This window comes from Pseudomonas sp. GW821-FHT09C10 (assembly GCF_059418085.1).
The window spans coordinates 110,312-133,837 of sequence record NZ_JBWKPE010000014.1 but is presented as its reverse complement, the minus strand read 5'-3'; the positions used below and the strand labels follow the sequence as shown (position 1 = coordinate 133,837).

The 23,526-nt window shown below is 60.5% G+C and carries 19 protein-coding genes; 10 read left to right on the top strand and 9 right to left on the bottom strand.

The features are described from left to right. Positions 1–83: 83 nt before the first annotated feature. The 5 genes from AC07OT_RS24115 to AC07OT_RS24095 all read right to left on the bottom strand — a co-directional run bounded on the left by AC07OT_RS24115 (position 84) and on the right by AC07OT_RS24095 (position 8,887). Positions 84–3,698, bottom strand: coding sequence for a transporter substrate-binding domain-containing protein (locus AC07OT_RS24115; protein ID WP_495109223.1), 3,615 nt, complete (start codon positions 3,696–3,698; stop codon positions 84–86). Position 3,699: 1 nt separating this feature from the next. Beyond that, positions 3,700–4,329, bottom strand: a complete 630-nt coding sequence (locus tag AC07OT_RS24110) for a response regulator transcription factor (protein WP_115487913.1) — start codon at positions 4,327–4,329, stop codon at positions 3,700–3,702. Between the two features lie 269 nt (positions 4,330–4,598). Beyond that, complete coding sequence (locus AC07OT_RS24105) at positions 4,599–5,315, bottom strand: MgtC/SapB family protein (protein ID WP_065942150.1); 717 nt, start codon at positions 5,313–5,315, stop codon at positions 4,599–4,601. A 16-nt stretch (positions 5,316–5,331) separates the two neighbouring features. Continuing rightward, positions 5,332–8,037, bottom strand: coding sequence for a magnesium-translocating P-type ATPase (gene mgtA, locus AC07OT_RS24100; RefSeq protein ID WP_495109222.1), 2,706 nt, complete (start codon positions 8,035–8,037; stop codon positions 5,332–5,334). A gap of 505 nt (positions 8,038–8,542) precedes the next feature. Next, positions 8,543–8,887 (bottom strand): FKBP-type peptidyl-prolyl cis-trans isomerase, encoded by a 345-nt coding sequence (locus AC07OT_RS24095; protein WP_065926228.1) that lies wholly within the window; start codon positions 8,885–8,887, stop codon positions 8,543–8,545. A gap of 395 nt (positions 8,888–9,282) precedes the next feature. Here AC07OT_RS24095 and AC07OT_RS24090 point away from each other — a divergent pair, with 395 nt between their 5' ends. The 3 genes from AC07OT_RS24090 (at position 9,283) to AC07OT_RS24080 (ending at position 11,850) form a co-directional block, all read left to right on the top strand. Further along, positions 9,283–9,528, top strand: coding sequence for a DUF6124 family protein (locus AC07OT_RS24090; protein ID WP_495109221.1), 246 nt, complete (start codon positions 9,283–9,285; stop codon positions 9,526–9,528). Positions 9,529–9,778: 250 nt separating this feature from the next. After that, positions 9,779–10,666: a nitrilase family protein gene (locus AC07OT_RS24085; RefSeq protein ID WP_495109220.1), complete on the top strand. Its 888-nt coding sequence runs from the start codon at positions 9,779–9,781 to the stop codon at positions 10,664–10,666. A gap of 14 nt (positions 10,667–10,680) precedes the next feature. Further along, on the top strand, positions 10,681–11,850 hold the full coding sequence (locus tag AC07OT_RS24080) for a hypothetical protein (RefSeq protein ID WP_495109219.1): 1,170 nt from the start codon (positions 10,681–10,683) through the stop codon (positions 11,848–11,850). 52 nt (positions 11,851–11,902) lie between these two features. Here AC07OT_RS24080 and AC07OT_RS24075 read toward each other — a convergent pair whose 3' ends face one another. Then, complete coding sequence (locus AC07OT_RS24075; protein ID WP_495109218.1) at positions 11,903–12,124, bottom strand: hypothetical protein; 222 nt, start codon at positions 12,122–12,124, stop codon at positions 11,903–11,905. 22 nt (positions 12,125–12,146) lie between these two features. On the opposite strand from AC07OT_RS24075, the gene AC07OT_RS24070 reads away from it, so the two are divergent. Together AC07OT_RS24070 and AC07OT_RS24065 are read left to right on the top strand one after the other, a co-directional pair. Then, the gene (locus AC07OT_RS24070; RefSeq protein WP_495109217.1) at positions 12,147–13,643 is read left to right on the top strand and encodes a PAS domain S-box protein; all 1,497 of its coding nucleotides are present in this window, start codon (positions 12,147–12,149) and stop codon (positions 13,641–13,643) included. Positions 13,644–13,774: 131 nt separating this feature from the next. Beyond that, positions 13,775–14,047, top strand: coding sequence for a DUF1652 domain-containing protein (locus AC07OT_RS24065; protein ID WP_495109216.1), 273 nt, complete (start codon positions 13,775–13,777; stop codon positions 14,045–14,047). On the opposite strand, the gene AC07OT_RS24060 is transcribed toward AC07OT_RS24065, so the two are convergent. Together AC07OT_RS24060 and AC07OT_RS24055 are read right to left on the bottom strand one after the other, a co-directional pair. After that, positions 14,010–15,203: an MFS transporter gene (locus AC07OT_RS24060; RefSeq protein WP_495109215.1), complete on the bottom strand. Its 1,194-nt coding sequence runs from the start codon at positions 15,201–15,203 to the stop codon at positions 14,010–14,012. The genes AC07OT_RS24065 and AC07OT_RS24060 overlap by 38 nt on opposite strands. A gap of 76 nt (positions 15,204–15,279) precedes the next feature. Continuing rightward, on the bottom strand, positions 15,280–15,588 hold the full coding sequence (locus AC07OT_RS24055) for an RcnB family protein (RefSeq protein ID WP_027603185.1): 309 nt from the start codon (positions 15,586–15,588) through the stop codon (positions 15,280–15,282). A gap of 354 nt (positions 15,589–15,942) precedes the next feature. Between AC07OT_RS24055 and AC07OT_RS24050 the strand changes: the two genes are divergently transcribed. The 3 genes from AC07OT_RS24050 to AC07OT_RS24040 are packed head-to-tail and all read left to right on the top strand — an operon-like array spanning position 15,943 to position 18,970. Further along, entirely contained in the window at positions 15,943–16,500 is a 558-nt protein-coding gene (locus AC07OT_RS24050; protein WP_407694643.1) for a helix-turn-helix domain-containing protein, read from the top strand. A gap of 11 nt (positions 16,501–16,511) precedes the next feature. Beyond that, entirely contained in the window at positions 16,512–17,858 is a 1,347-nt protein-coding gene (locus AC07OT_RS24045) for a glutamine synthetase family protein (protein ID WP_495109214.1), read from the top strand. 14 nt (positions 17,859–17,872) lie between these two features. After that, positions 17,873–18,970 (top strand): DNA alkylation repair protein, encoded by a 1,098-nt coding sequence (locus AC07OT_RS24040; protein ID WP_495109213.1) that lies wholly within the window; start codon positions 17,873–17,875, stop codon positions 18,968–18,970. 39 nt (positions 18,971–19,009) lie between these two features. Here AC07OT_RS24040 and AC07OT_RS24035 read toward each other — a convergent pair whose 3' ends face one another. Next, positions 19,010–19,906 (bottom strand): LysR family transcriptional regulator, encoded by an 897-nt coding sequence (locus AC07OT_RS24035; protein ID WP_495109212.1) that lies wholly within the window; start codon positions 19,904–19,906, stop codon positions 19,010–19,012. Positions 19,907–20,034: 128 nt separating this feature from the next. Here AC07OT_RS24035 and AC07OT_RS24030 point away from each other — a divergent pair, with 128 nt between their 5' ends. Both AC07OT_RS24030 and AC07OT_RS24025 read left to right on the top strand, forming a co-directional pair. Beyond that, positions 20,035–21,702: a GMC family oxidoreductase gene (locus AC07OT_RS24030; RefSeq protein ID WP_495109211.1), complete on the top strand. Its 1,668-nt coding sequence runs from the start codon at positions 20,035–20,037 to the stop codon at positions 21,700–21,702. A 113-nt stretch (positions 21,703–21,815) separates the two neighbouring features. Next, complete coding sequence (locus AC07OT_RS24025; RefSeq protein ID WP_027603179.1) at positions 21,816–23,438, top strand: MFS transporter; 1,623 nt, start codon at positions 21,816–21,818, stop codon at positions 23,436–23,438. Positions 23,439–23,526: the final 88 nt, after the last annotated feature.

Here is a 23,526-nt window from a genome sequence, read left to right as displayed (position 1 = left end):
GACATATCCCGAAGACAAAATCAGGCATGTTCCCCCTTCGCGTAGGAGTTCTCCCAAATCAACCGAATGGCCAACTCCCGCAGTCAAGCCTGATTGCCATACCGGCCCAGGCTGTGATGCAACTGTTCGATGGCCGAAGCTACCGCCTCTACCGCAGCGTCCGATGCATCGCTGTCATGCCGCTCACACACGCTTTCCAATGTCTCGCAGCACGTGATCAACACCTGAGCCTTGACCATGCGCGCGCCCCCTTTAACGCGGTGAGCCAAGTCATGGAGCTTGGCGAAATCAGCCGGCGATTTCAGGGACGGCAACAGCGCACGGTCTTCCTCGAGGCTCTTGAGCAACGGCGTCAGCAGCTCGTTGAGAGCATCCTTATCACCCTGCGTCAGCATGATCAGTGAACCTAAATCAAACGCCACTTCCACTTCATCCGTTAGCGCGCCAGCGGTCCGTGATGCCAGGGCCATGCGCAAGTCCTCAAGCCCGGTCGGCTTGAACAGGCAACCGTCCATGCCTGCTTGCCGGCAGCGTTCGGCTTCCTGCGACAAGGCATTGGCGGTGAACCCGAGGATCAGGCACGGCGCCAGCCCACGCTGGCGTTCCTGTGCGCGAATATCACGCGCCAACGCATAACCGTCCTTGAAGGGCATATTGCAATCGGTGATCACGCCGTCAAAATGCCCGGCCTGCCACAGTGACAATCCTTGGGCGCCGTCCTCGGCCAAGGTGATGCGATGCCCCAGGAAACTCAGCTGTCGCGCCAGCAACAAGCGGTTGGCCGGGTAGTCATCCACCACCAGGATATTCAACCCGCGCGCTGGCGGAACGTGGGGGACCGTTACATTGGCAGGCACGGCCGTGGTCAGGGCCAGCGTCAACGTCACATCCACCCGCGTGCCCTTGCCCAGCACACTGCTCAAGTGCAATTGACCGCCCATCATCTCGCACAGGTTACGACTGATCACCAACCCCAGGCCCGATCCGCTTCGCGCCGGCTGTTCGTTGTTGCTGCCCTGGATAAAGGGGTTGAACAAACGCTGCTGATCTTCCGCACTGATGCCAATACCCGTGTCCTCCACCCACAACCGCAGGTGCAACTGGTCGTCGGCCAACACCGGTGCACCCTGGGCGCCCAGGCGCACCTGGCCGAAGGCGGTGAACTTGATCGCGTTACCCAAGACATTGGACACCACCTGCTTGAAGCGCAGCGGGTCAACCAGCACCGGCCGGTCGATCAACGGGTCGAGCTCCACCTGCAGCACCAGGCCCTTGTCCTGCGCCAGCCCCTCGAACACCCGCGCCACTGAGGCCAGCAGTTCGTACAGATTGGCCGGCTCCAGGCTCAGGGACAGGTGGCCGGATTCGATTCGCGCAATGTCGAGAATATCGCCGATCAACTCCAGCATGCTCCGGGACGCCACCGACGCAACCTCCAACGCATCGCGGTCAGCCACGCCCTGCTCGGCGTTCTTCAGGGCCAGTTCGATCATGCCGATCACCGCATTCATGGGCGTGCGAATCTCATGGCTCATGGTCGCCAGGAAAGTGGTCTTGGCACGGTTTGCGGTGTCGGCCTCCTCCTTGGCCACCTGCAACTGCCCCAGCAAGCGCTGGCGCTCGCTGACATCCACCCAGCCGGCGATCATGCCCACGACACTGCCATTGCTGTCACGGTACGGGAGCATCCATTGGTAGATGGTCAACACCTCGCCGCCGGGCACCTTGAGCACACGGTCATGAACCTGCGGCTCGCCCAACTCCATCAAACGCAAATAATCGGCATGGAACGACTGGGCCTGGGGCGCGTTACCCGTGTCGGTTTCCACCACGGTCTTACCGATGACGTCTTCCAACTTGAAGCCGAACACATCCAGGTAGGCGTTATTGCAGGCCATCAGGCGGCCCAGGCGATCGCGCACATAGATCGGGTGCGGCGTGCCGTCGATCAACACACTCATGAACCGCATCTGGTCGCTCAACGCACGCTCGGCCTGGGCGCGCTTGCGAATCAGGCTGCGCAGGTAGAACACCCATCCCAGCGTGACCAGCAGCAGCAGCGCAGCCAAGCCAAACCCCTGGAGGATGATGTTGCGGTGACGTGTCCAGTAGTTGTCTTCGATGATGATCTCGCTGCGCCAATGGTTGGTCAGCTCGTCCATTTCTTCTGGCGTAATGCTCAACAACGCCTTGTCGAGGATCGAGTACAGCTCCAGTTGGCTGCGGTTGACCCCAAAGGTCACGCGCGCAGGCTCGCTCCCGATAGTGCTGGTGATGCGTAGCCGCTTGCGGTAATTGCGGGCGATCATGTAGCGCGCGCTCATCAGTGAAACCGCAGTCGCATCGACACTGCCGTTGACCACCAATTCCATGGCCTGCTCGGGGTTCTCCACCTCGACAAACCCGATGCCTGGATAGTCCCGGTTGATTTGCGCGGCCAGGCTGTTGCCGCGAAGAACCGCCAGGCGCTTGCCGGTCATATCCTCCAGGGTAACCAGATGCTCGTCGGCGGTGCGCACCACCAAGACATAGGGACTGGACAGATAAGGTCGGGTAAAACGGATCTTTTCAGACCGTTCGACACTCGGCGTGACGACCGCCAGCATGTCCACGCGACCCGCACTGGCCTGTTCAATTTGCCGAGGCAGCGAACTGCCCCGCTCCACATCAAACTTCAAACCTGTGCGCAAACTGATGCGCGACAGCACCTCGGCGCTCAACCCTTCGAATTGCGCTTGTTCGTTGAAAAAAGACAACGGCACGAACTTGTCGAGCACCGCCACTTTCACCCGCGGATGCTTCTCCAGCCAGCGCTGTTCACTTGCGCTCAAGCGCAGTTGCTCCGCCTCCAGGAATCCGCTGCCACCGGCACTCCAACGGCGCAGGATTTCCATTTGCTCGCTGGCCGTAACGGCAGCCAGCGCGGTGTTGATGATGCCCAACAGGCGGGTATTGTCCTTGGCGAATGCAAACCCGAAAGGGTTGACCTCCAATGCGGAAAAATCCGCCATACGCACATTATTAAGGTAGTTCTTGTTGATCAGATAGCGGGTGCTGATGGCGTCACCCAGGTACACATCCGCCTGGCCGAACGCAACGGCACCAAGCGCTTCGAAGGTCGAGGCAAACAAGAGCAATTGCGCATCGGGGTAAAAGGCCTGGACGGCCTCAGGCTGCATATAGTGGTAGAGCATCGCCAGGCGCTTGCCTGAAAGGTCAGCCTTCAGCGCCTGGTTTTCTCCCGCACGCGTCACCAGTGCGGGTTGGTCGTTGGCGTAGGATCGGGACAGCACCAACTCCGGGTCGGCCGCCTCGAACCCGTTGGCCGACCCCACGAAATCCACTGCGCCCGCCTTGAGCGCGTCGATCACCTCATCGCGGGTGTCGTAGCGCTTCACGTCGATGGTGATATTCAGCGCCTGGGCAACCAGTGCCGCAAAATCGGCCGTGATGCCTTCAAGCTCCTGGTTGTTACTCAGGTCAAAGGGCGCGTAGTCGGGCGCCGACACCCCCATCGTGAGTGTGCGGCGCTCGCGCAACCAGCGCCAGTCGGCTTCGTCCAACACCAGGGAAGAGTTTTCAAGGGTGGAGTGGCCCAGAAGTTTCAGATCGTGCGGTTCCTCCAGGGCCATCACCGCCCAAGGCAACAGCCCCATCAGCAGGATGGCCGCGCGTTTCACACGCCGGGAGGTGACCATTTCAGATCAGATGATTGCGCTGGGCGAACTTGGACAGATGCACCACCGACGACATACGCAACTTCTCCTTGAGCCGCGTCTTGTAGGTACTGATAGTCTTGTGGCTCAACAGCATGTCGTCGGCAATATCCTTGTTGCCCAGGCCCAGGGCCAGCTTTTGCAGGACGGTCAATTCGCGATCGGATAGCGCCTCCACCAACTCCTGCTCGGTCGATTGCAGGTCGTCGCGACGCACCGAACTGGTGGGCAGGCTGGGGAAGCAACTGTAGCCGGACCTGATCGCCCTGATCGCCTTTTGCAGCTCATCCAGCTCACCGGTCTTGGCGACAAACCCCATCGCCCCGGCGCGCATGCAGCGAGTGGAAAAAAACACCGCCAGATACGAGGTCAGCACCAGGATCCTGCAGGGCAACTCCAGTGCCTTGATCCGGCTGATCACCTCCAACCCACCGAGCTTGGGCATCGCCAGGTCGAGAATGACCAGGTCCGGACGTTCTTCACGAGCAATCTGCATGGCGTCAGCGCCGTTCCCCGCTTCGTAGATGGTATCGAAGCCTTCCTGCTTCAACAGATACTTCACGGTGGCGCGTATAAAAGGGTGATCATCCACGATTAAAGCTTTGTTGCTCATAAGACTCCCCTGGGAAGATCAGTACGCTTACATATCACGCGAGACCCCACTACCTGTGAAAAGTAACAGTTCCGACAAGCGGCACTGATTACTCGGTCAAACACCTCAGGCAGTACAGGCCCCTCCTTTTGAAAAACACAGTAAACATGTGAAGCCACGCCTTAATTCCTGAACAGGCGCAAGCGCGCAACCTTAGCAACCGCGTGCTTTTTCAAATGAAGGGATAATCTCGACTAAATGTAGGACTTTTCCTCAGAGTCCTCCAGAAGCTACTCGGTGGTGCTGGGGCTCCAGAACGCCTGTACCACCAGGGTCGACCGGGAAATTCGCGCCACCAGGGCGTCCAACTCGTCACCGTCTACCGAGGTCACCGCCAGTGTGGCTTCGATTTCAACCTCCTCGGCGCCGAACGGTCGTACATCGACATCGCTGGCCGGGTAGTTACAGCGCGCCAGTTCAGCTTCCAGCAACGCCAATACCGCGGTTTGCTGGGTACGCCGGGCAATCACATAGAGGATGTTGGTGACCTCCGCCGACACCACATCCAGCGGTTGGCGGTTGATGTTATTGACGATGGGCCGCAGCAGCGTGTTGGCCGCCAGCACGAACAGCGTGCCCAACAGCGCCTCGAGGACCAGGTCGGCACCGGCGCACGCTCCCACCGCCGCCGACGCCCAGAGCGTGGCGGCGGTGTTGAGACCGCGCACATTGCCTTCTTCACGCATGATCACACCGGCCCCCAGAAAGCCGATGCCCGATACCACATACGCCACCACCCGCACGGCGCCTTCCGCACCGCCGAGGCGGTTGGCCATGTCAACGAAAATCGCCGCGCCCACCGCCACCAGTACGTTGGTGCGCAGGCCCGCCGTGCGTTGGCGGTACTGGCGCTCGAAGCCGATCAGGCCACCGAGGATAAAGGCAGCGGTGAGGCTGACCAGGGTATCGATCAGGGAGTTGAGGTTGATGTTGTCGATTGCTTGCATGGGAAACCGTCCCTGTTCATTGCCAGCCAAACTTACGGATGTAGTAGCCCTTCACCGCCTGGGTCAGCGCCATGTACGCCAGCAGGATCACCGGCAGGAACACAAAGTACAGCGACGGCAGCGCCTGCAATTTGAAGTAATGCGCCAGCGGCCCCATCGGCAGGAAGATCCCCACGGCCATGATCACGCCGGTCATCACCATCAACGGCAGCGCCGCGCGGCTTTGCAGGAACGGGATTTTCGGGGTGCGGATCATGTGCACGATCAGCGTCTGGGTCAGCAGCCCCACCACGAACCAGCCGGACTGGAACAGCGTCTGGTGGTCAGGGGTGTTGGCATCGAAGACATACCACATCAGTGCGAACGTGGTGATGTCGAAGATCGAACTGATCGGCCCGAAAAACAGCATGAACCGCCCCACATCCCCTGGCTGCCAGCGTTGTGGTTTGGCGAGCATGTCCTCGTCGACGTTATCGAACGGAATCGCGATCTGCGAGATGTCATACAGCAGGTTTTGCACCAGCAGGTGCATCGGCAGCATCGGCAGGAACGGGATAAACGCACTGGCCACCAGCACCGAGAACACGTTGCCGAAGTTGGAACTGGCGGTCATCTTGATGTACTTGAGCATATTGGCGAAGGTGCGCCGGCCCTCCAGCACGCCCTCCTCCAGGATCATCAGGCTCTTTTCCAGCAGGATGATGTCGGCGGCTTCCTTGGCGATATCCACCGCGCTGTCCACCGAAATCCCGATATCCGCCGTCCGCAGCGCCGGCGCGTCATTGATGCCGTCCCCCATAAAGCCCACCACATGCCCGTTGGCCTTGAGCAGGCGCACGATGCGTTCCTTGTGGCTGGGCGTCAGGCGGGCGAACACATTGGTGGTTTCCACGGCCTTGGCCAACTGGGCGTCGGTCATGTCCTCGATGTCGTTGCCCATCAAAAGGCCCTGTTGCTCCAGACCCACTTCACGGCAGATTTTAGCGGTGACCAGCTCGTTGTCGCCGGTCAGCACTTTGACCGCCACACCATGGGCTTTCAGCGCCTTGAGAGCGGGCGCAGTGCTTTCCTTGGGCGGGTCGAGGAACGCGACGTAGCCGATCAGCGTGAGGTTGTTTTCATCCGCCAGGCTGTAAGTGTCGCGCCCCGGGGCCATCGGTTGCGCAGCCACGGCTACCACCCGCAGGCCTTCTTCGTTGAACGCGGCAGTGACCTGGCGAATGCGCGCCAGCAGCTCGTCGGTCAGCGCTTCGTTGACATCACCATGACGCACGCTGTTGCACACCGAGAGGATCTCCTCAACCGCACCTTTGCAGATCAGCAGATGCGGCCGGCCCTGCTCGGCCACCACCACCGACATGCGGCGGCGGTTGAAGTCGAACGGGATTTCATCCACCTTCTGGAACGCGGTGCCGACCTTCAGTTCGCGATGCACCTCCACGTGCTCCAGCACCGCCACGTCCAGCAGGTTTTTCAGGCCGGTCTGGTAGTAGCTGTTGAGGTAAGCCATCTCCAGCACATCGTCAGACTCTTCGCCCCACACGTCCACATGACGCGCCAGGAAAATCCGGTCCTGGGTCAGGGTGCCGGTCTTGTCGGTGCACAGCACATCCATCGCGCCAAAGTTCTGGATCGCATCCAGGCGCTTGACGATGACCTTCTTGCGCGACAGGAACACCGCGCCCTTGGCCAGGGTGGACGTGACAATCATCGGCAGCATTTCCGGGGTCAGGCCCACGGCGATCGACAGCGCGAACAGCAGCGCTTCGGTCCAGTCGCCCTTGGTGAAACCGTTGATGAACAACACCAGCGGTGCCATCACGAACATAAAGCGGATCAACAGCCAGCTGACCTTGTTGACGCCGTGCTGGAACGAGGTGGTCGCACGGTCGGTGGCCGTCACGCGTTGGGCCAGCGCACCGAAATAGGTGCTGTTGCCGGTGGTCAGAATCACCGCCGTCGCGGCGCCGGACACCACATTGGTGCCCATGAACAGGATGTTCTCCAGGTCCAGCGGGTTGCGGGTGTTGGTGTCGCGCTGCTGGGCGAACTTCTCCACCGGCATCGATTCACCGGTCATCGCCGCCTGGCTGACGAACAGGTCCTTGGCGCTGAGCACGCGGCAGTCGGCGGGGATCATGTCCCCGGCCGAGAGCACGATCAGGTCGCCCGGCACCAACTGCTTGATGGGCAATTCGACGCGTTTGGCATCATCGCGGCGCAGCACCGTGGCGGTGTTGCTCACCATGGCTTTCAAGGCATCGGCGGCCTTGTTGGACTTGGCCTCCTGCCAGAAGCGCAGCAGGGTCGAGAGCACCACCATGGAGAAAATCACCGTGGCGGCCTTCATGTCTTCGGTCAGCCAGGAGATCACCGCCAGCAAGGTCAGCAGCAGGTTGAACGGGTTCTTGTAGCAATGCCACAGGTGCACCCACCACGGCAGCGGCTGCTCGTGCTCGACTTCATTGAGGCCGTATTGCACGTGCAGGGCATCGGCTTCCAGGCTGCTCAAGCCCTCGGTATGGCTGCCCAACGTACCGAGCAATTGCACGGCGCTGCTATTGGCCGCGACCACCAGGGTTTGCGCCAGGGTGGGCGGCACTTCGCGGCTGACGCTGGCATCGGTGACGGTTTCGAGCATCGCCAGGCGACGGAAATGCCGGGCGATATGCCGGGTCCGCAGGAAGCCGGCGAAGAACTCTTTCAACAGAGTGAGGTTCATGGTGTGTTACTCCTGCGCGAGGAAAAAACCGTCGTGCAGGTACTGCCTGCCCCACCGCGCCCGCTTCGTAGGCACAGTCAGCCCGGCCCGCCCGCCGTAAAAGGCAGGCGCGTCCGTAGCATCCCGAGGTTAACCGGGTGCTGGTCAGCGTCGATGAGAGGGATCGCACAGGGGCCAGGACTGGCCGCTGTCGGGATGCCGCTTCTCGCTAGGTGGCGAGACAACGGCATCGAAAAAAATGCGCGTTATCTTGCCAAGTATGTGCCGGTTACCGAGACCGGCCGACAACTGTCACTCGAACAAGTACCCACTGAGGGTCTCCGCTATTGATGAAAACGCGCGAAGCTTACGCCCCGATTTAAGGAGAGTAAACCGTAGGAAAGTTTCCATATGGTGAATAAGAAGATTCTTCAGGGAGGGTTCAGGAACCCCCAGCCTGAAGCCGCCGATGCTTGAATGTGAGGTGGCAGCTGCGTACGAGGTGGTGGGCCAGGTTTTTGCGAAATTAATCGTCCCGCGTCAGCACTTCCAACAACTCAATCTCAAAGCGCAGATTGCTGTTGGGCTTGATATGCGCGCCCATCGACCGTTCGCCATAGGCCAGGTGCGCCGGCACAAACAACCTGCGCACCCCGCCGACCTGCATGCCCATCAACCCCTGGTCCCAGCCCTTGATCACCCGCCCGGTGCCGATCACACACTGGAACGGCTTGCCCCGCTCCCAGGACGAATCGAAGACCGTACCGTCTTCCAGGGTGCCGGTGTACTGGGTGGTGATCAGTGCGCCCTTGACCACGGCTTTACCGGTGCCTGGGCGAGTGTCGGTGATCTGGAGTTCGTCGGGGCTCATGGTGGTTCTCGTTGAAGGCGTAAAGACTGGGGTTTTCCCAGAATCGGTGGGGTTTGGCAAGTGCAGGAACAGTCGCAGCCGTGACATTTCCCTTTAACTTGCAGGACGTTTCCGAGAGAATCCCAAGCGCTTGCGCCGCTCAAATCACGTGGCTAGTCTTCGGCGGTCACTGCCAATTCAGTGACCGGGTTTAGCAGCCCGCCGATATGACTAGGCGCAAAGCGCCACCTTTTGCAGGGCGCTTTTTTTCGGCCCGTGCTTCATGGTGGCCGTGCGCAGGGCACCTTCGGGTGCACCGGGTTACTAGTCACCGGTCTGCTAACCTGCGCATGGCCGCCACCCCAAATCGTTTAGCAGCGATGGTGTCGGCTCCTACTGACTAGAGGAGCTTCAAAATGGACAAACTCGTCCCCGCGCCACCCGCCCCAGAACGGCAATTTTTCACCACCACCCCAGACCTCAGCTTCGAAGACGCCCTGGCCCACGCCAGCAGTGTGCTGCGTTGCGCCGCCGTTGCCGCACAGACGGCAGGTGATCAACTGGACGGTCCGTCACGTACGCTGGTGCTTTCGGTCATGCACCTGGTGGACATAGCGAGTGTGATGGTGGACCGGTCACTGGAGTGTGTGCAGCCACGCTAAAAGCACAGTCGGTTTCTGTGGCGAGGGAGCTTGCTCCCGTTGGGCTGCACAGCAGCCCATTGCTTAGCAACGACCTCTCTAACCTTAGGGCCTCACTGCTCGGCATGGTGTTTCAGCACAAACAGCTAAAGCAGCGTTAGAGAATTTAACTACAACGCAGCAGGAACCATCCGACTTCTCCTCGAACATTTCGTCACCTCTTATAAACATCCAACCAAACCTGGTTGCATAACAATAAGAGGTCACCCCCATGAACGAACCAACAAGCCCTGCCCGCGTCGCCGTCATTCAGTTCAACCCACAGGTCGGTATAGCCAACCGAAGCGACAACCTGCGTCAAAGTCTTCTACTGGCGACTGAAGCAGTAAACGGCGGCGCCAATCTGATCGTGCTGCCGGAGCTTTCCAACTGCGGCTATTTGTTCAGCAGCCGCCAGGACGCGTTTGATCATGCAGAGGCAGTGCCGAACGGACCGAGTGTGCGGGAATGGATCGACTTTGCCTGCAAGCACCAGGTGTATCTGGTCGCCGGTCTTAGCGAAATCGATGGTATGCAGCTGTTCAACACAGCCGTATTGCTGGGGCCCGACGGGTTCATAGGCAAATACCGCAAAGCCCATTTATGGAACCTGGAAAAGCTTTGGTTCACCCCGGGAAATTCTGGCTTTCCAGTGTTTGAAACGCCGATCGGTCGTATCGGCCTACTGATCTGCTGGGACATCTGGTTTCCGGAGGTACCGCGCATTTTGAGCCAGCAAGGCGCCGATATCATTTGCAGCTTGAACAATTGGGTGTGGACACCTCCGCCGTTGTTCGATGAGGCAGGAAAGTGCATGGCGTCGTACCTGACGATGACTGCTGCACATGTGAACAACGTATTTATCGCGGCCGCGAGCCGCATTGGTGAAGAGCGGGATGCCCGCTATCTCGGATGCTCCTTGATTGCAGGGACAAATGGCTGGCCAATCGGCGCCGTGGCTTCGGCCAATCGCCAAGAGATCCTGTTCGCCGACATTGACATCGCCAGCGCCCGCAGCGCGCCGATCTGGAACAGCCTCAATGATCTGCAGCGGGACCGTCGCAATGATCTTTATGATCAGATGCTCGGGTATTCCCAGCACCCTGCCCTGCCTCGCTGAGAGGAGGGCAATCTATGGAAACGTTGTTTGCCAGGAAAACGCCAACCCGCTCACGAGCGGATATCACAGTTGTTGTACTGGGACTCGTCGCTACCTTGCTCGCGGTATGGGTTGTATCCAGTCATCAAGGTTCATGGCCAGGATACAACGAGATGGTGACGGCCCTCCCCCAACCCTTAGCGTGGTTGCGGTGGGTAGTGGGGGATATAAGCGAAGTTGCCTTTTACAAGCATGAACTCGCGTCACTGGGCCTATTGAGTGGTGCCTATCTGGCATGGTGGGCAAACAAACGTGGCAAAGCCTGGCAGGGCTTTTCCATTTGCTACGGCACCGGATTGTGGCCTTGGGTGGTGACCAGTTCGTTGATCGGGCTGTTGCTGAGCAACCTGCTGTGGGGTTGGAGCGTTACCGCCGAAACCTGGCAGCCTACGTTTGCGGCGTTTGTTTCATTGCCAGCAGCGATGGTGCTCATGTTTGGCAGCGGTTGGAAGGTCGCCCTCAATGGTGCAGTGCTGGGAGCGTTACTGGTTACTCCACTGTGCTTGTTGATCGTCAATCTGGTGTGTGTGCCACTGGGTTTACCAGCCGTGGTCGGTAATGTGCTGGGTATGGCTATCGGAAGCGTCATCGCATTTGCACTGTGTCGTCGGGTGCCCTCGCTGGTGCGTTCGGACTCTATCGCTCCAGACCGACCGATACCTGTTACCCCGCCCAGTTACGGAGTGTTCTGGAGCCTGCGCCGAGTGCTGGCGGACTTTTCCGAAGCACCCTTTTTTGGAAATGAGCTGGCCAGTCTCGGACTGTTGGCAGGCGTGTTGCTTGCCTATGCCCTCAACCCCATGAGCCCGGCTTATGGCTCCGGCCTGCTTTTGCACATGGTAGGAGCACAGGCACTGACGTCGGCTTTTGGCGTAGTGATCTGGCGCCATCAATGGATAAAGCGGGGTTGGTATCCCACCTATGTACCGTTGGTATCTGTGGTACCGGCAGCAGTGTTGACCCACGGTGGCAGTTGGATGGTGGTGACTTCAAGTGCATTGCTGGGTGCACTGATCGCACCGCCGTTGGCCTGTGCAATTGCGGCGAGACTGCCTGCCCATTTTCATCCGTACATTGGCAATGTAGTTTCAATGGCGTTGAGTACGTTGATGATTGTGCCGATCGTAGGTTGGCTGGCAACTTGAAAGGTGTGGTTAGGGCCCCCCCCTAACCACTTTTGAACACAACAATAATCGATCAAGCCAACGGCACCCGACGCATCGTCAGTGCCATTCGCCCCACAAAGAAACTCAACGCCGCACGCGACAGCTGCTTTGGCGTCACTTCACGGGTTTTATACTCGGCCTGTTGCTTCAACTCCTCATCCTCGCGCAAAGGCACCAGGCCACCTGGTGCATTCGCACCCCACGCCGCGCAATTGCCCTGCACTATCCTGACACCGGGCTGTCGTACTTTCATGCGTCTAAAACCCGGAGAAACCATGACCCAGGATGTCCTCGCCAAAGAAACCAATCGCCGCCAGCTGCAGCAGATTATCTCCGGGCTGTCCGACGGGATCATCCTGGCCGAAGTCGACCAGACCATTCTCTGGGCCAATGAGGCCGCGCTGGCCATGCACGGTGTGGAGGACGTCACGGCACTGGGTGCCAATACCCAGGAATACGCCAAACGCTTTAGCCTGCGCTATCGTAATAATCATCCCTTGCCCTTGGAGAATTACCCCCTCGCCCGCGTGGCGGCAGGCGATGAATTCAGTGATGTGGTAGTGGAGGTCATGCCCACCGCCGATGAAGAAAAAACCTGGGTTCACCGCCTGCGCAGCCTGGTCATCAGCGATTCCCACGGCACGCCTGAATTGCTGGTGCTGATCCTCAGCGACGCCACCGAATGGGCCAGCGCCGAACAGCGCTTCGAGAAAACCTTCAACGCCAACCCGGCGCCGGCGGTGATCTGCCGCCTGAGCGACCTGCGCTATATCAAAGTAAACCAGGGCTTCCTGGAGATGACCGGCTACACCCGTGACCAAGTGATCGGCCGTTCAGTGTATGAACTGGACGTGCTGGAGCATGCCGAACGCAGGGAGCTGGCCGTTCAGCGCCTGGGGGAAGGCGCGACCATCCCGCAGATGCAGGCCGAGCTGAAACTGCCCGGAGGCGGCAGCAAACTGGTGATCGTCGCCGGCCAGCCGCTGGACATGAACGAGGAAGACTGCATGCTGTTTTCCTTCACCGACCTGGAGCCACGCCGCAAGGCCGAAATCGCCCTGCGCCAGAGTGAAGAGCGCTTCGCCAAGTCGTTTCGCCTGACGCCGGTGCCCACCTTGGTGTGCAGCGCCGCCAACCGCCAGGTGGTGGATGTCAACGAAGCGTTCATGACCATTACCGGGTACACCAGCGAAGAGCTGATCGGTAAATCCATCGAAGACATCAACTTCATCGACAACCAGGAGGCGGCCGCGCAGTTGTTCGCCACCCTGGAGAAAGCCGGCAACCTCGATGGCCAGGACCTCAAGGTGCGCAAGAAAGGTAACGAGGTCATCGACTGCGTGGTCTCGGCAGACACGGTGATCATTGAGGATGTGCCCTGCTATCTGCTGGTGATGATGAACATCACCGAACGCAAGCGCTCGGAGCTGGAGTTGGTGGCGGCCATCGAGGAAGTGATGCAGGACGCGTCCTGGTTCAGCCAGACCCTGATCGAGAAACTGGCCAATGCCAAGAGCGTCAACAGCCCCAACCTGCCGAACGTGGCCTTCACCGACCTGACCGCCCGCGAGCGCGATGTCCTCGGCCTGATCTGCGAGGGCCTGGCCGACAAGGAGATCGCCTCACGCCTGAAATTGGCGCCCAACACGGTGCGTAACCATGTGGCCACGGTGTACTCGAAACTGGGGGTGCATAGCCGTAGTGCAGCGATTGTCTGGGCCCGTGAACGCGGGCTGTTTGCCGGTGAACTGCGGGTTAAGAAAACCCGATAAAAGTGCAAATGCACTAGTGCGGTTAGTGCGAATTCGCCTTATCCCGCGCAGTCCCAATCCCTAACCTTCAGGGTGTGAGTACAGGGCTTTCAACCTGTGCCGTCGTAAAACGACACCCTGAAGGAACCCACATGTTTACGCTCTCTCAACTGCGAAATTGCATCGAAGAAGGCCTCGCGCCGCTGACATGCGAGTTCACCCTGTGCCGGGATGCGTCGCTGACCCTCAAGGTCTACGACGCCGACACCGGCCGGGTGGACCTGGTGGTGACGGGGATCAGCACCAACCGGCTGCAGACCCCGCAAGACGTGGAAAAGATGGTGGAAGAACTGCGCTACGAACTGCAAAGCAACAACATGGGCAAGGTCACGCTGGAAGACGTGCCTTCAACGACGAACCAATGAAATAGAACACCCCGCCCGCGACGATGAACGCCCCCAGCATGTAGAACATGTAATGGGCCGGCAGGCTGGCCAGCACCAGCCCGCACAACACCGGCCCCAACGCCGCCCCCAGGTTGGACAGGTTCTGCGCCCCGTAGTACATGCCCCGCAGGTGGTCCGGGGCGATCCGGTCGATAAACATGTATTCGGCCGGAAACACGATGATTTCCCCCACGGTAAAGACCGCCATCGCCAGCACCCACCAGAGCACGCTGGTGGACAACGCAAAACCAATCAGGCCCAGCATGAACATACCCAGGCCGGCGATCAGCCATTGGCTGAGGTAACGGTGGGAAATACGTCGACCAATCACGTACTGCAAGGCGATCACCAGCACGGCGTTGGTGGTGAGCACGGCACTGATGACGGTGTAGGTGTATTCAGCACTGGTGGTGGTGACCAGGTACTGCGAGAGGTAGGCGGTGAACTGGCCGAACACCACGGCGCTGAGCACACCCCCAAGGGTGAAGCACACCAGGCGATGGTCACGCAGCAGCACGCGGCCGACGGCCAGGAACGGCACCGGCTTTTGCGTCACATCGATGGTCGCCAGGGTACGATCGCCCCAACGCCAGTACAGCAGGAAAAACCCCGCCCCCAACAACGCCGACAGGATGAACGGCAGGCTGATATCCAGCTTGGCCACCATCGCCCCAAAGAACGGCCCGGCGGCATAGCCGATATTGGTCAGGGTGTACTTGATGGAAAACACTTCACTGCGCGCATCTTCCGGCAGCAAGCTGGCAAAACCGGCCTTTACCGCAATATCGATGACCGCATAGGCCAGGTTGATCAGGATCAGGCAGCTGTAGAACGCCCAGATGTTCTGCGCCAGCAACGTACCGATAAATCCCAGCCCAAACAGCACGCTCAACCCCAGCAACAGTCGATAACTGTTGATGCGGTCGACCAGAAAACCGCCATATACGCTGAGCAGCGAGCCAAGGATCAACGAGCTACCGATCACCAGCCCGACCTGGGTGATGTCTAGGGCAAATTGGCGGGTGAGGTAGATCACCAGGTAGGGAAAGGTAATCGCCTTGGCCAGCGTCAGCAGCAACGTGGCGGACAACAGCAGGTTCACGGCGCGGGGGTAGTTTCTTATTGTGGCAAGCATCCTGCTCTCTTTCGTCTAAGGTAACGCGGTCTTGATGGCCGGTTACCTTAACGCAAGAGCGAGGAAAAAACGCGGGTCATTTCTTGACGGGCGTGATCTCCAGGATGGTGCCGTTGGTGGTTTTGAGCAGCACGAACCTGTCGCCCACACGGGCCCACTGGCTGTCGGCCTCAGGCTGCTTGAGACCGCGTTTCTTCCAGTCGCTGACCGCCGACTCCTTGCGCATCAGGATGTCCGGGGCGCGGTCGCCTTCTTTCAAATCACGGGTATTGATGTTCGAAGGCTGCACGGTTTCCTGGGGAGTATCGCCGGCCTGCACGACAAAGCTGGCGGTGGACAGGCTGGCGGCGACCAGGACACAGGCAGCGAGGGTTTTGGACTTCATGGGTGCTCCTTCAATGAATGATGCGTACCCAGGTTCCGACCGCAGGCGCATGAAATCATTCAGCCTGCTGAACCTTGATCCCCTGTGATGAGCATAGGTATCTACACAACTTTTCAGACCCTGACAAATCTCCCTGTGGTGAGCAGGCTTGTCCCGCATTGGGCTGCGAAGCAGCCCCAAAACCAGCCGCTACAGAGTGTCTGATACACCGCGTCTTCTTTAATGGGGCTGCTACGCAGCCCAACGCGGGACAAGCCCGCTCGCCACAGGGTATTCACTGGCTTACGCACCTCGCCCATTGCCGCCATGAAATAAATCCTGTAATTTTTCATGAAATTATTAGATATAAATTTCATGAACCAGCAAGAAGAACTCGACGCCCTGGCGATCCTGATCCACGACCTGCGCAAGTACAAGAAGCTCACCCTCGCCCAACTCGCGCAGAAGATCGAGCGTTCGGTAGGCTTCCTGTCCCAGGTGGAACGGGGCTTGTCGCGTCCGACCGTGGCGGATCTCACCGCCATCAGCCATGCCCTCGATGTGCCCACCACCTATTTCTACAGCCTGCCCAAACCCAAGGCCGTGAGCTGGGTCACCCGCCCCAACGAACGTCGTACGGTGTATTACGCCAACGGCATCACCGACATCCTGGTGTCCCCCAGCATGAATGGCGCCTTCTCGATGCTCGACAGCCTGCTGGCACCCGGTGCCAACAGCGGTGAACAGACCATGAGCGACCGCGCCGAGCAGGCCGGATTTGTACTGGAAGGCGAATTGACGCTGTGGGTAGAGGGCGAGGCCGATTCGGTCACCCTCGGCCCCGGTGACAGCTTCCACCTGGCCAGTTTCGCCCACTGCCGCTACGCCAACCTCACCGACCTGCCCGCCCGCGTGCTGTGGGTTTACAACTAGGAGCAACACCCGTGAAAAGCCAAGCCTCCACGTTACTGGCCGAAGTACGGACCTTTCGCCAGAACCATCCCGACGTGCGCTATGTCGACCTGATCGCCCTGGACATTCCCGGGCATTTCTACGGCAAGCGCTACCCCATCGAGATGCTGGAAAAGGTCGCCGCCGGCAGCCCCTTGAAGCTGCCGCAGAACGCCGTGCTGCTGGGGGTTCAGGGCGGGCTGTTCAAGATCGGCGACTACTGCTTCCACGATGGCGACCCGGACGCCAACCGCCGCCTGGTACCGGGCACGCTCAAGCCGGTGAGCTGGGAGTCGCAACCGCTGGGACAGATGTTGATCACCTCGGACGGTACCGAGGCGCCGATCGAATTCGAACCTCGCGAAGTCCTGGCCAAGGTGCTGGAGCGCCTGCACCACAAAGGCATTCACCCGGTGGTGGCCTTCGAACTGGAGTTCTACCTGTTCGACAAAAAACTCGACAACGGCCTGCCGCAATTCGCCCGCGACCCGCTCAGCGATGACACCGACGACCAGCCCAACCTGCATATCGAACGGCTGTCGCGCTTCAGCGAGGTGCTGGACGACATGGCGCAGACCGCCAAGGACCAGGGCATCGACATCACGGTGATCACCGCCGAACTCGGCCCCGGCCAGTTCGAGATCAATTTCGGTCACCTCGACGACGGCCTGCGCGCCGCCGACTGGGCGGCCCTGTTCTGCCGCAGCACCCGCGGCGTGGCGCTCAAGCACGGCTACCGCGCCAGCTTCATGGCCAAGCCTTACCTGCAATTTCCCGGCAGCGGCATGCATGTGCATGTCAGCCTGTACGACGGTGCGGGCAACAATGTGCTCGCGGCGCACCAGCAGCAACCCCTGCGCCACGCCGTGGCCGGTTGCCTGGAATTGCTGCCCCACTGCATGCCGATCTTCTCGCCCAACCACAACGCCTTCCGCCGCCTGGGCGGTACGGTCAACGCGGCCACCCGCGCCTGCTGGGGGTTTGAAGACCGCGATGCGTGCGTGCGCATTCCCGACTCCGACCCGCGCAACCTGAGGATCGAACATCGCCTGGCCAGTGCCGACGCCAACCCGTATCTGGTGCTGGCGGCGATCCTGGTCGGCCTTGAACATGGCCTTGAAGCCGGGCGAGAACCTATCGCGCCACTGAACGAGGACCGCAATAGCGGCACCGACTTCCCCGTGGAAATGCTCGATGCCGTGCGCGCCATGCAGCATCAGCCGGTAGTGCGCGATAAGCTGGGCGCCGAATTTGTCGACGTGTACTGCGAGAACAAACGCCAGGATCACCTGGCCTTTCAACAAGAAATCCATGCGCGGGAATACCGCTGGTTTCTCTAACGACGGAATAACCGATGACCGACCAAAGCGCCCCGGCCCTCAAGGAAATCTTCAACCTCGAACGCCTGCAGCACATCGCCAGCGAGATGACGGCGGTGTACCCGGCGTTCGACGCCAAGGGGTTTCTCAAGCACGCCAAGGCCGGGCTCGCCGAGTTATCGGTGATGCAGCGTATGGCGCGGGTCAGCGAAAGCCTGCACGCGGTGATCCCGCTGGACTATGCCCAGACCCTCAAGCTGCTTTACGCCCTGGCGCCGCGCCTGAACAGCGGGTTTGTCAGCCTGTGCCTGCCGCACTACGTGGCGAGCTACGGCCTGGATGACTTCAAGCGCTCCATGGCCGCGCTCAAATACTTCACCCCCTTTGGCTCGGCTGAGTTCGCCATAAGACCCTTCTTGCTCCACGACTTCGAACGCACCCTGGCGATCATGCAAACCTGGTCGCTGGATGACAACGAACACGTGCGCCGCCTCGCCAGCGAAGGCTCGCGCCCGCGCCTGCCGTGGTCGTTTCGCCTGGCCAAGGTGCAGGCCAACCCCGAGCTGTGCGCGTCGATCCTCGACAACCTCAAGGCCGACAGCAGCCTCTACGTACGTAAATCCGTGGCCAACCACCTCAACGACATCACCAAGGACCACCCGGATTGGGTGCTCGCCCTGATCGAAGGCTGGAACCTGGATAACCCGCACACCGCCTGGATCGCCCGCCATGCGCTGCGCAGCCTGATCAAGCAGGGCAACACCCGCGCGCTGACCCTCATGGGCGCCGGCGCCAAGGCCGAGGTGAAGCTCCATCACCTGAGCGTGACGCCGGCGGTGATTACCCTGGGCGAGCGGATCACCCTGTCGTTCAGCCTGGAATCCACCGCCGCCACGGCGCAAAAACTGGTGGTGGACTACGCCATCGATTACGTCAAAAGCGCCGGGCACAGCGCGGCCAAGGTGTTCAAGCTCAAGGCGTTTACGCTGGACGCGGGTGAACGGCAGAGCATCCGCCGCGAGCAGCATATTCGCGCGTTGACCACACGCAAGCATTATCCCGGCAGGCATGCGGTGCATGTGCTGGTGAATGGAGAGCGATTGGGCAGTGCCGAATTCGAATTGCGCGATTAACCCGATGTCACCCACACCACAGATCACTGTGAAAGGGTTTCATCCGTTGGATTCGCCGAGCAACAGTGGCTGCTCCCGCGCGCACAATTCCACCACGTAATCCCACAGCACCCGCAACCGCACCGACTTGTGCAACTCCCGGCGCGAGCTGATCCAGTAGCTGCGCTGGATCCCCTCCCCCGGCAGCAACGGCACCAGCTGCGGGTCGCCCGACGCCATGAAGCACGGCAACACCGCAATCCCCAATCCGGAGCGTGCGGCCTGGTGCTGGGCGATGACGCTGGTGCTGTGGAACACCACCTTGGGGTTACGGCAGAAACTGCTGAGAAACTTCAGCTCCTGGCTGAACAGCAGGTCATCGACGTAGTCGATCCAGGCGTGGGCGGCGAGGTCTTCGCGTTTTTCGATCGGGGGATTGCGGTCCAGGTAAGCGCGGCTGGCATAGAGCGACAGGCGATAATCGGTGAGTTTGCGCGTGACCAGTTGATCGACGCTGGGGCGTTCGAGGTGGATGCTGATTTCCGCCTCGCGGTTGAGGATGCTGACGAAGCGCGGCACCGCCACCAGTTCCACTTCCAATCCGGGGTAGCGCTCGAACAGCCCGCCCATGCGGCCGGCAAGGAACATCACCCCCAACCCTTCGGCCACCCCGAGGCGGATCTTGCCCAGGGGCGCAGCGGCGTGGGTCAGTTCGTCCTCGGCCAGCAGCGCGACGTTTTCCATGGCCTCGGCGTGTTTGAGCAGGGCTTCGCCAGCGGGGGTCAGTTCGTAGCCCTGGGCGTGCTGCACGAACAGCGCGGTGCCGAGGCTCTTCTCAATGGCTTCGATATGCCGGGCCACCGTGGCGTGCGTGGTTTTCAGGCGCTGCGCGGCGGTGAGCAAGCGGCCGCTGCGCTGCAACTCCAGAAAATACCGCAGGTCATTCCAGTCGAACATGTCGCCTCCATTGCATGGCCCGGATAGCGCTGTTTAAAAACGCACAGCAGCTGGGTAAAAACTAACATTTTTAAGACGAAAACTAACAACTAGGATGGAGCCAATAAGAAAAACAAGCGAGACCTCAGATGCCCATTGCAGCTGCTGAATACGATTATGTGGTAGTAGGCGCCGGCCCCGCAGGCTGCCTGCTCGCCAATCGACTGTCCGCCAACCCCGCCCACCGCGTGCTGCTGCTTGAAGCCGGTGGCCGCGACAACTACCCCTGGATCCATATCCCCGTCGGCTACCTGTTCTGTATCGGTAACCCGCGCACCGACTGGTGCTTCAAGACCGAAGCACAGGAAGGCCTGCAAGGCCGTGCGTTGAGCTACCCACGGGGCAAGGTGCTCGGCGGCTGCTCGTCCATCAACGGCATGATCTACATGCGCGGCCAGGCCCAGGACTACGATGGCTGGGCGGCGGCAGGCAACGATGGCTGGGCCTGGAAAGACGTGCTGCCACTGTTCAAGCAGAGCGAAAACCATTTTGCCGGCAGCTCGGAATTCCACAGTGACGACGGCGAATGGCGAGTCGAGCAGCAGCGGCTGCATTGGCCGCTCCTGGACGCCTTTCGGGACGCCGCAGCGCAAAGCGGCATTGCCACCATCAGCGACTTCAACCAGGGCGATAACGAAGGCTGCGGCTACTTCCAGGTCAACCAGAAGGCCGGGGTGCGCTGGAACGCGGCCAAGGCGTTTCTCAAGCCGATCCGCCAGCGGCCCAATCTCACCGTGCTGACCGAGGTCGAGGTAGACCGCGTGGTCCTGGAAAACGGCCGCGCCTCGGCCGTGATCGGGCGTCAAAACGGCCAGCCAGTGAGCTGGAAGGCGCGCAAGGAAATCGTGCTGTGCGCCGGCTCCGTGGGCTCGCCGGGCATCCTGCAACGCTCGGGAATCGGCCCGTCCAGCGTGCTCAAGCCGCTGGGCATCGACGTGCGGCATGAACTGCCGGGCGTCGGCGGCAACCTGCAGGATCACCTGCAGCTGCGGCTGATCTACAAGCTGGAAAACGCCCGCACCCTGAACCAGATCGCCGGTACCGTATGGGGCAAGATGGGCATGGGCCTGCGCTACCTGTACGACCGCAGCGGTCCGCTGTCGATGGCGCCCAGCCAGCTCGGCGCATTTGCCCGCTCGGGCCCGGAACAGACCTCGGCCAACCTCGAATACCACGTGCAGCCGCTGTCCCTGGAGCGCTTTGGTGAACCACTGCATGGGTTCCCGGCGTTTACCGCCTCGGTCTGCGACCTGCGCCCGCAAAGCCGTGGCCGCATCGATATCCGCTCGGCCAATCCGGCGGATGCGCCGCTGATCCGGCCCAACTACCTCAGCCACCCGGAGGACCTGCGGGTGGCCGCCGACGCGATTCGCCTGACCCGACGCATCGTCGCCGCACCGGCCCTGAGCCAGTTCAAGCCGGTGGAATACCTGCCGGGTGATTCGCTGCAAACCGAAGAACAACTGCACGAAGCCGCTGCGCGTATCGGCACGACGATCTTCCATCCGGTCGGCACCTGCCGCATGGGCAGCGATAAAGACGCGGTGGTCGACGCCCAGTTGCGCGTGCATGGCGTGCCCGGCCTGCGTATCGCCGATGCCTCGGTCATGCCGCGCATTACCTCCGGCAATACCTGTTCACCGACGCTGATGATCGCGGAAAAAGCCGCGCAGCTGATCCTTTCGCCGAACACTGTAGGAGCGAGCTTGCTCGCGAAAAACGCAAAAGCGCCGCTGCCCTCCGGGTTTCCCGCGTAATTGTTGACAACGTTCGCGAGCAAGCTCGCTCCTGCAAGGAACTGAGAAATAGCGGCGCTGAGCCTGGCGCCGACAGTGGAACAACAATAAATAATCACTGTGAGGGCTTCCCGATGTCAGAACATGCTCAAACCCTGGGCTCGGCCACCAACGCGAGCACCGGTAACGAATCAAGAAAAGTCATCTTCGCCTCGTCCCTGGGGACGGTGTTCGAGTGGTATGACTTTTTCCTCTACGGCGCCCTGGCGGCGGTGATCAGCAAGCAGTTCTTTGCCGGGGTCAACGACACCACGGCGTTTATCTTTGCCTTGATGGCCTTTGCGGCCGGCTTTGTGGTACGCCCGTTCGGTGCGCTGGTGTTCGGCCGCCTGGGCGACATGATCGGGCGCAAGTACACGTTCCTGGTGACCATCATCCTGATGGGCGTGGCGACCTTCTGCGTCGGCCTGCTGCCAACCTACGCCAGCATCGGCATCGCGGCGCCGATCATCCTGATCGTGCTGCGCATGCTGCAAGGCCTGGCATTGGGCGGCGAGTACGGCGGTGCGGCCACCTATGTGGCCGAACATGCGCCGGCCGGCAAACGCGGCCTCAACACCAGCTGGATTCAATCCACCGCGACCCTGGGCTTGCTGCTGTCGTTGCTGGTGGTGCTGGCATGCCGGTACTTCACCGGCGATCAGTTCGAAGTCTGGGGCTGGCGTATCCCGTTTCTGTTTTCCATCGTGCTGCTGGGCATCTCCACCTGGATCCGCATGAGCCTGCATGAATCGCCAGCGTTCCTGAAGATGAAAGAGGAAGGCAAGGCCAGCAAGGCGCCCATCCGTGAATCCTTCGGCAAGTGGGAAAACCTCAAGGTCGTGTTGATCGCCTTGTTCAGCATCAACGGCGGCCAGGCGGTGACCTTCTACGCGGCGCAGTTTTACGTGTTGTTCTTCCTCACGCAGTTCCTGCGGATGGACCCTGCCCTGGCCAATATGCTGCTGATTATCAGCGTGGTGATCGGCGCGCCGTTCTTTATCTTCTTTGGCTGGCTGTCCGACAAGGTGGGTCGCAAGCCGGTGCTGATGCTTGGCTTGCTGCTGGCCACTGCGCTGTACTTCCCGATCTTCAAGGGCCTGGCGCACTACACCAACCCGGCGATGGACCAGGCCAGCCGCCAGGCACCGATCACCGTGCTGGCCGACCCGGCCACCTGTACCTTCCAGTTCGATCCGGTAGGCAAGGCAAAATTTGACAGCCCGTGCGACAAGGTCAAGACCTTCCTGGTCAAGCAAGGCCTGCCGTACAGCAGTGCCGCCGCCCCGGCCGGCAGCCCGGTGCAGGTCAGCGTGGGTGAAGTGCGCATCGACGGCTTCGACGAGGCAGCGCTGCGCGGTGCAGTGGCCCTGGCCGGCTACCCGACTTCTGCGGATGTGGCCCAGGTCAACAAGGTGATGGTGGTGGTGCTGATCGTGGTGCTGATCCTGATCGCCGCCATGTGCTACGGCCCACTGGCGGCGCTGATGGTGGAACTGTTTCCAACGCGTATTCGCTACACCTCGATGTCCCTGCCCTACCACATCGGTAACGGCTGGTTTGGCGGGTTCCTGCCGACCGTGTCGTTTGCGCTGGTGGTGTACACCGGGGATATCTTCTATGGCTTGTGGTACCCGGTGGTGGTGACAGGAGTGAGCCTGATTGTCGGATTGTTTTGCCTTAAAGAAACGCGGCATGTGGATCTCGACAACAATTAAAACGATCGCCTGAACACAGGAGATCCCTTGTGGGAGGGGCTTGCTCCCGATAGCGGTGGTTCAGTCACAGTTGCGTTGACTGATATGG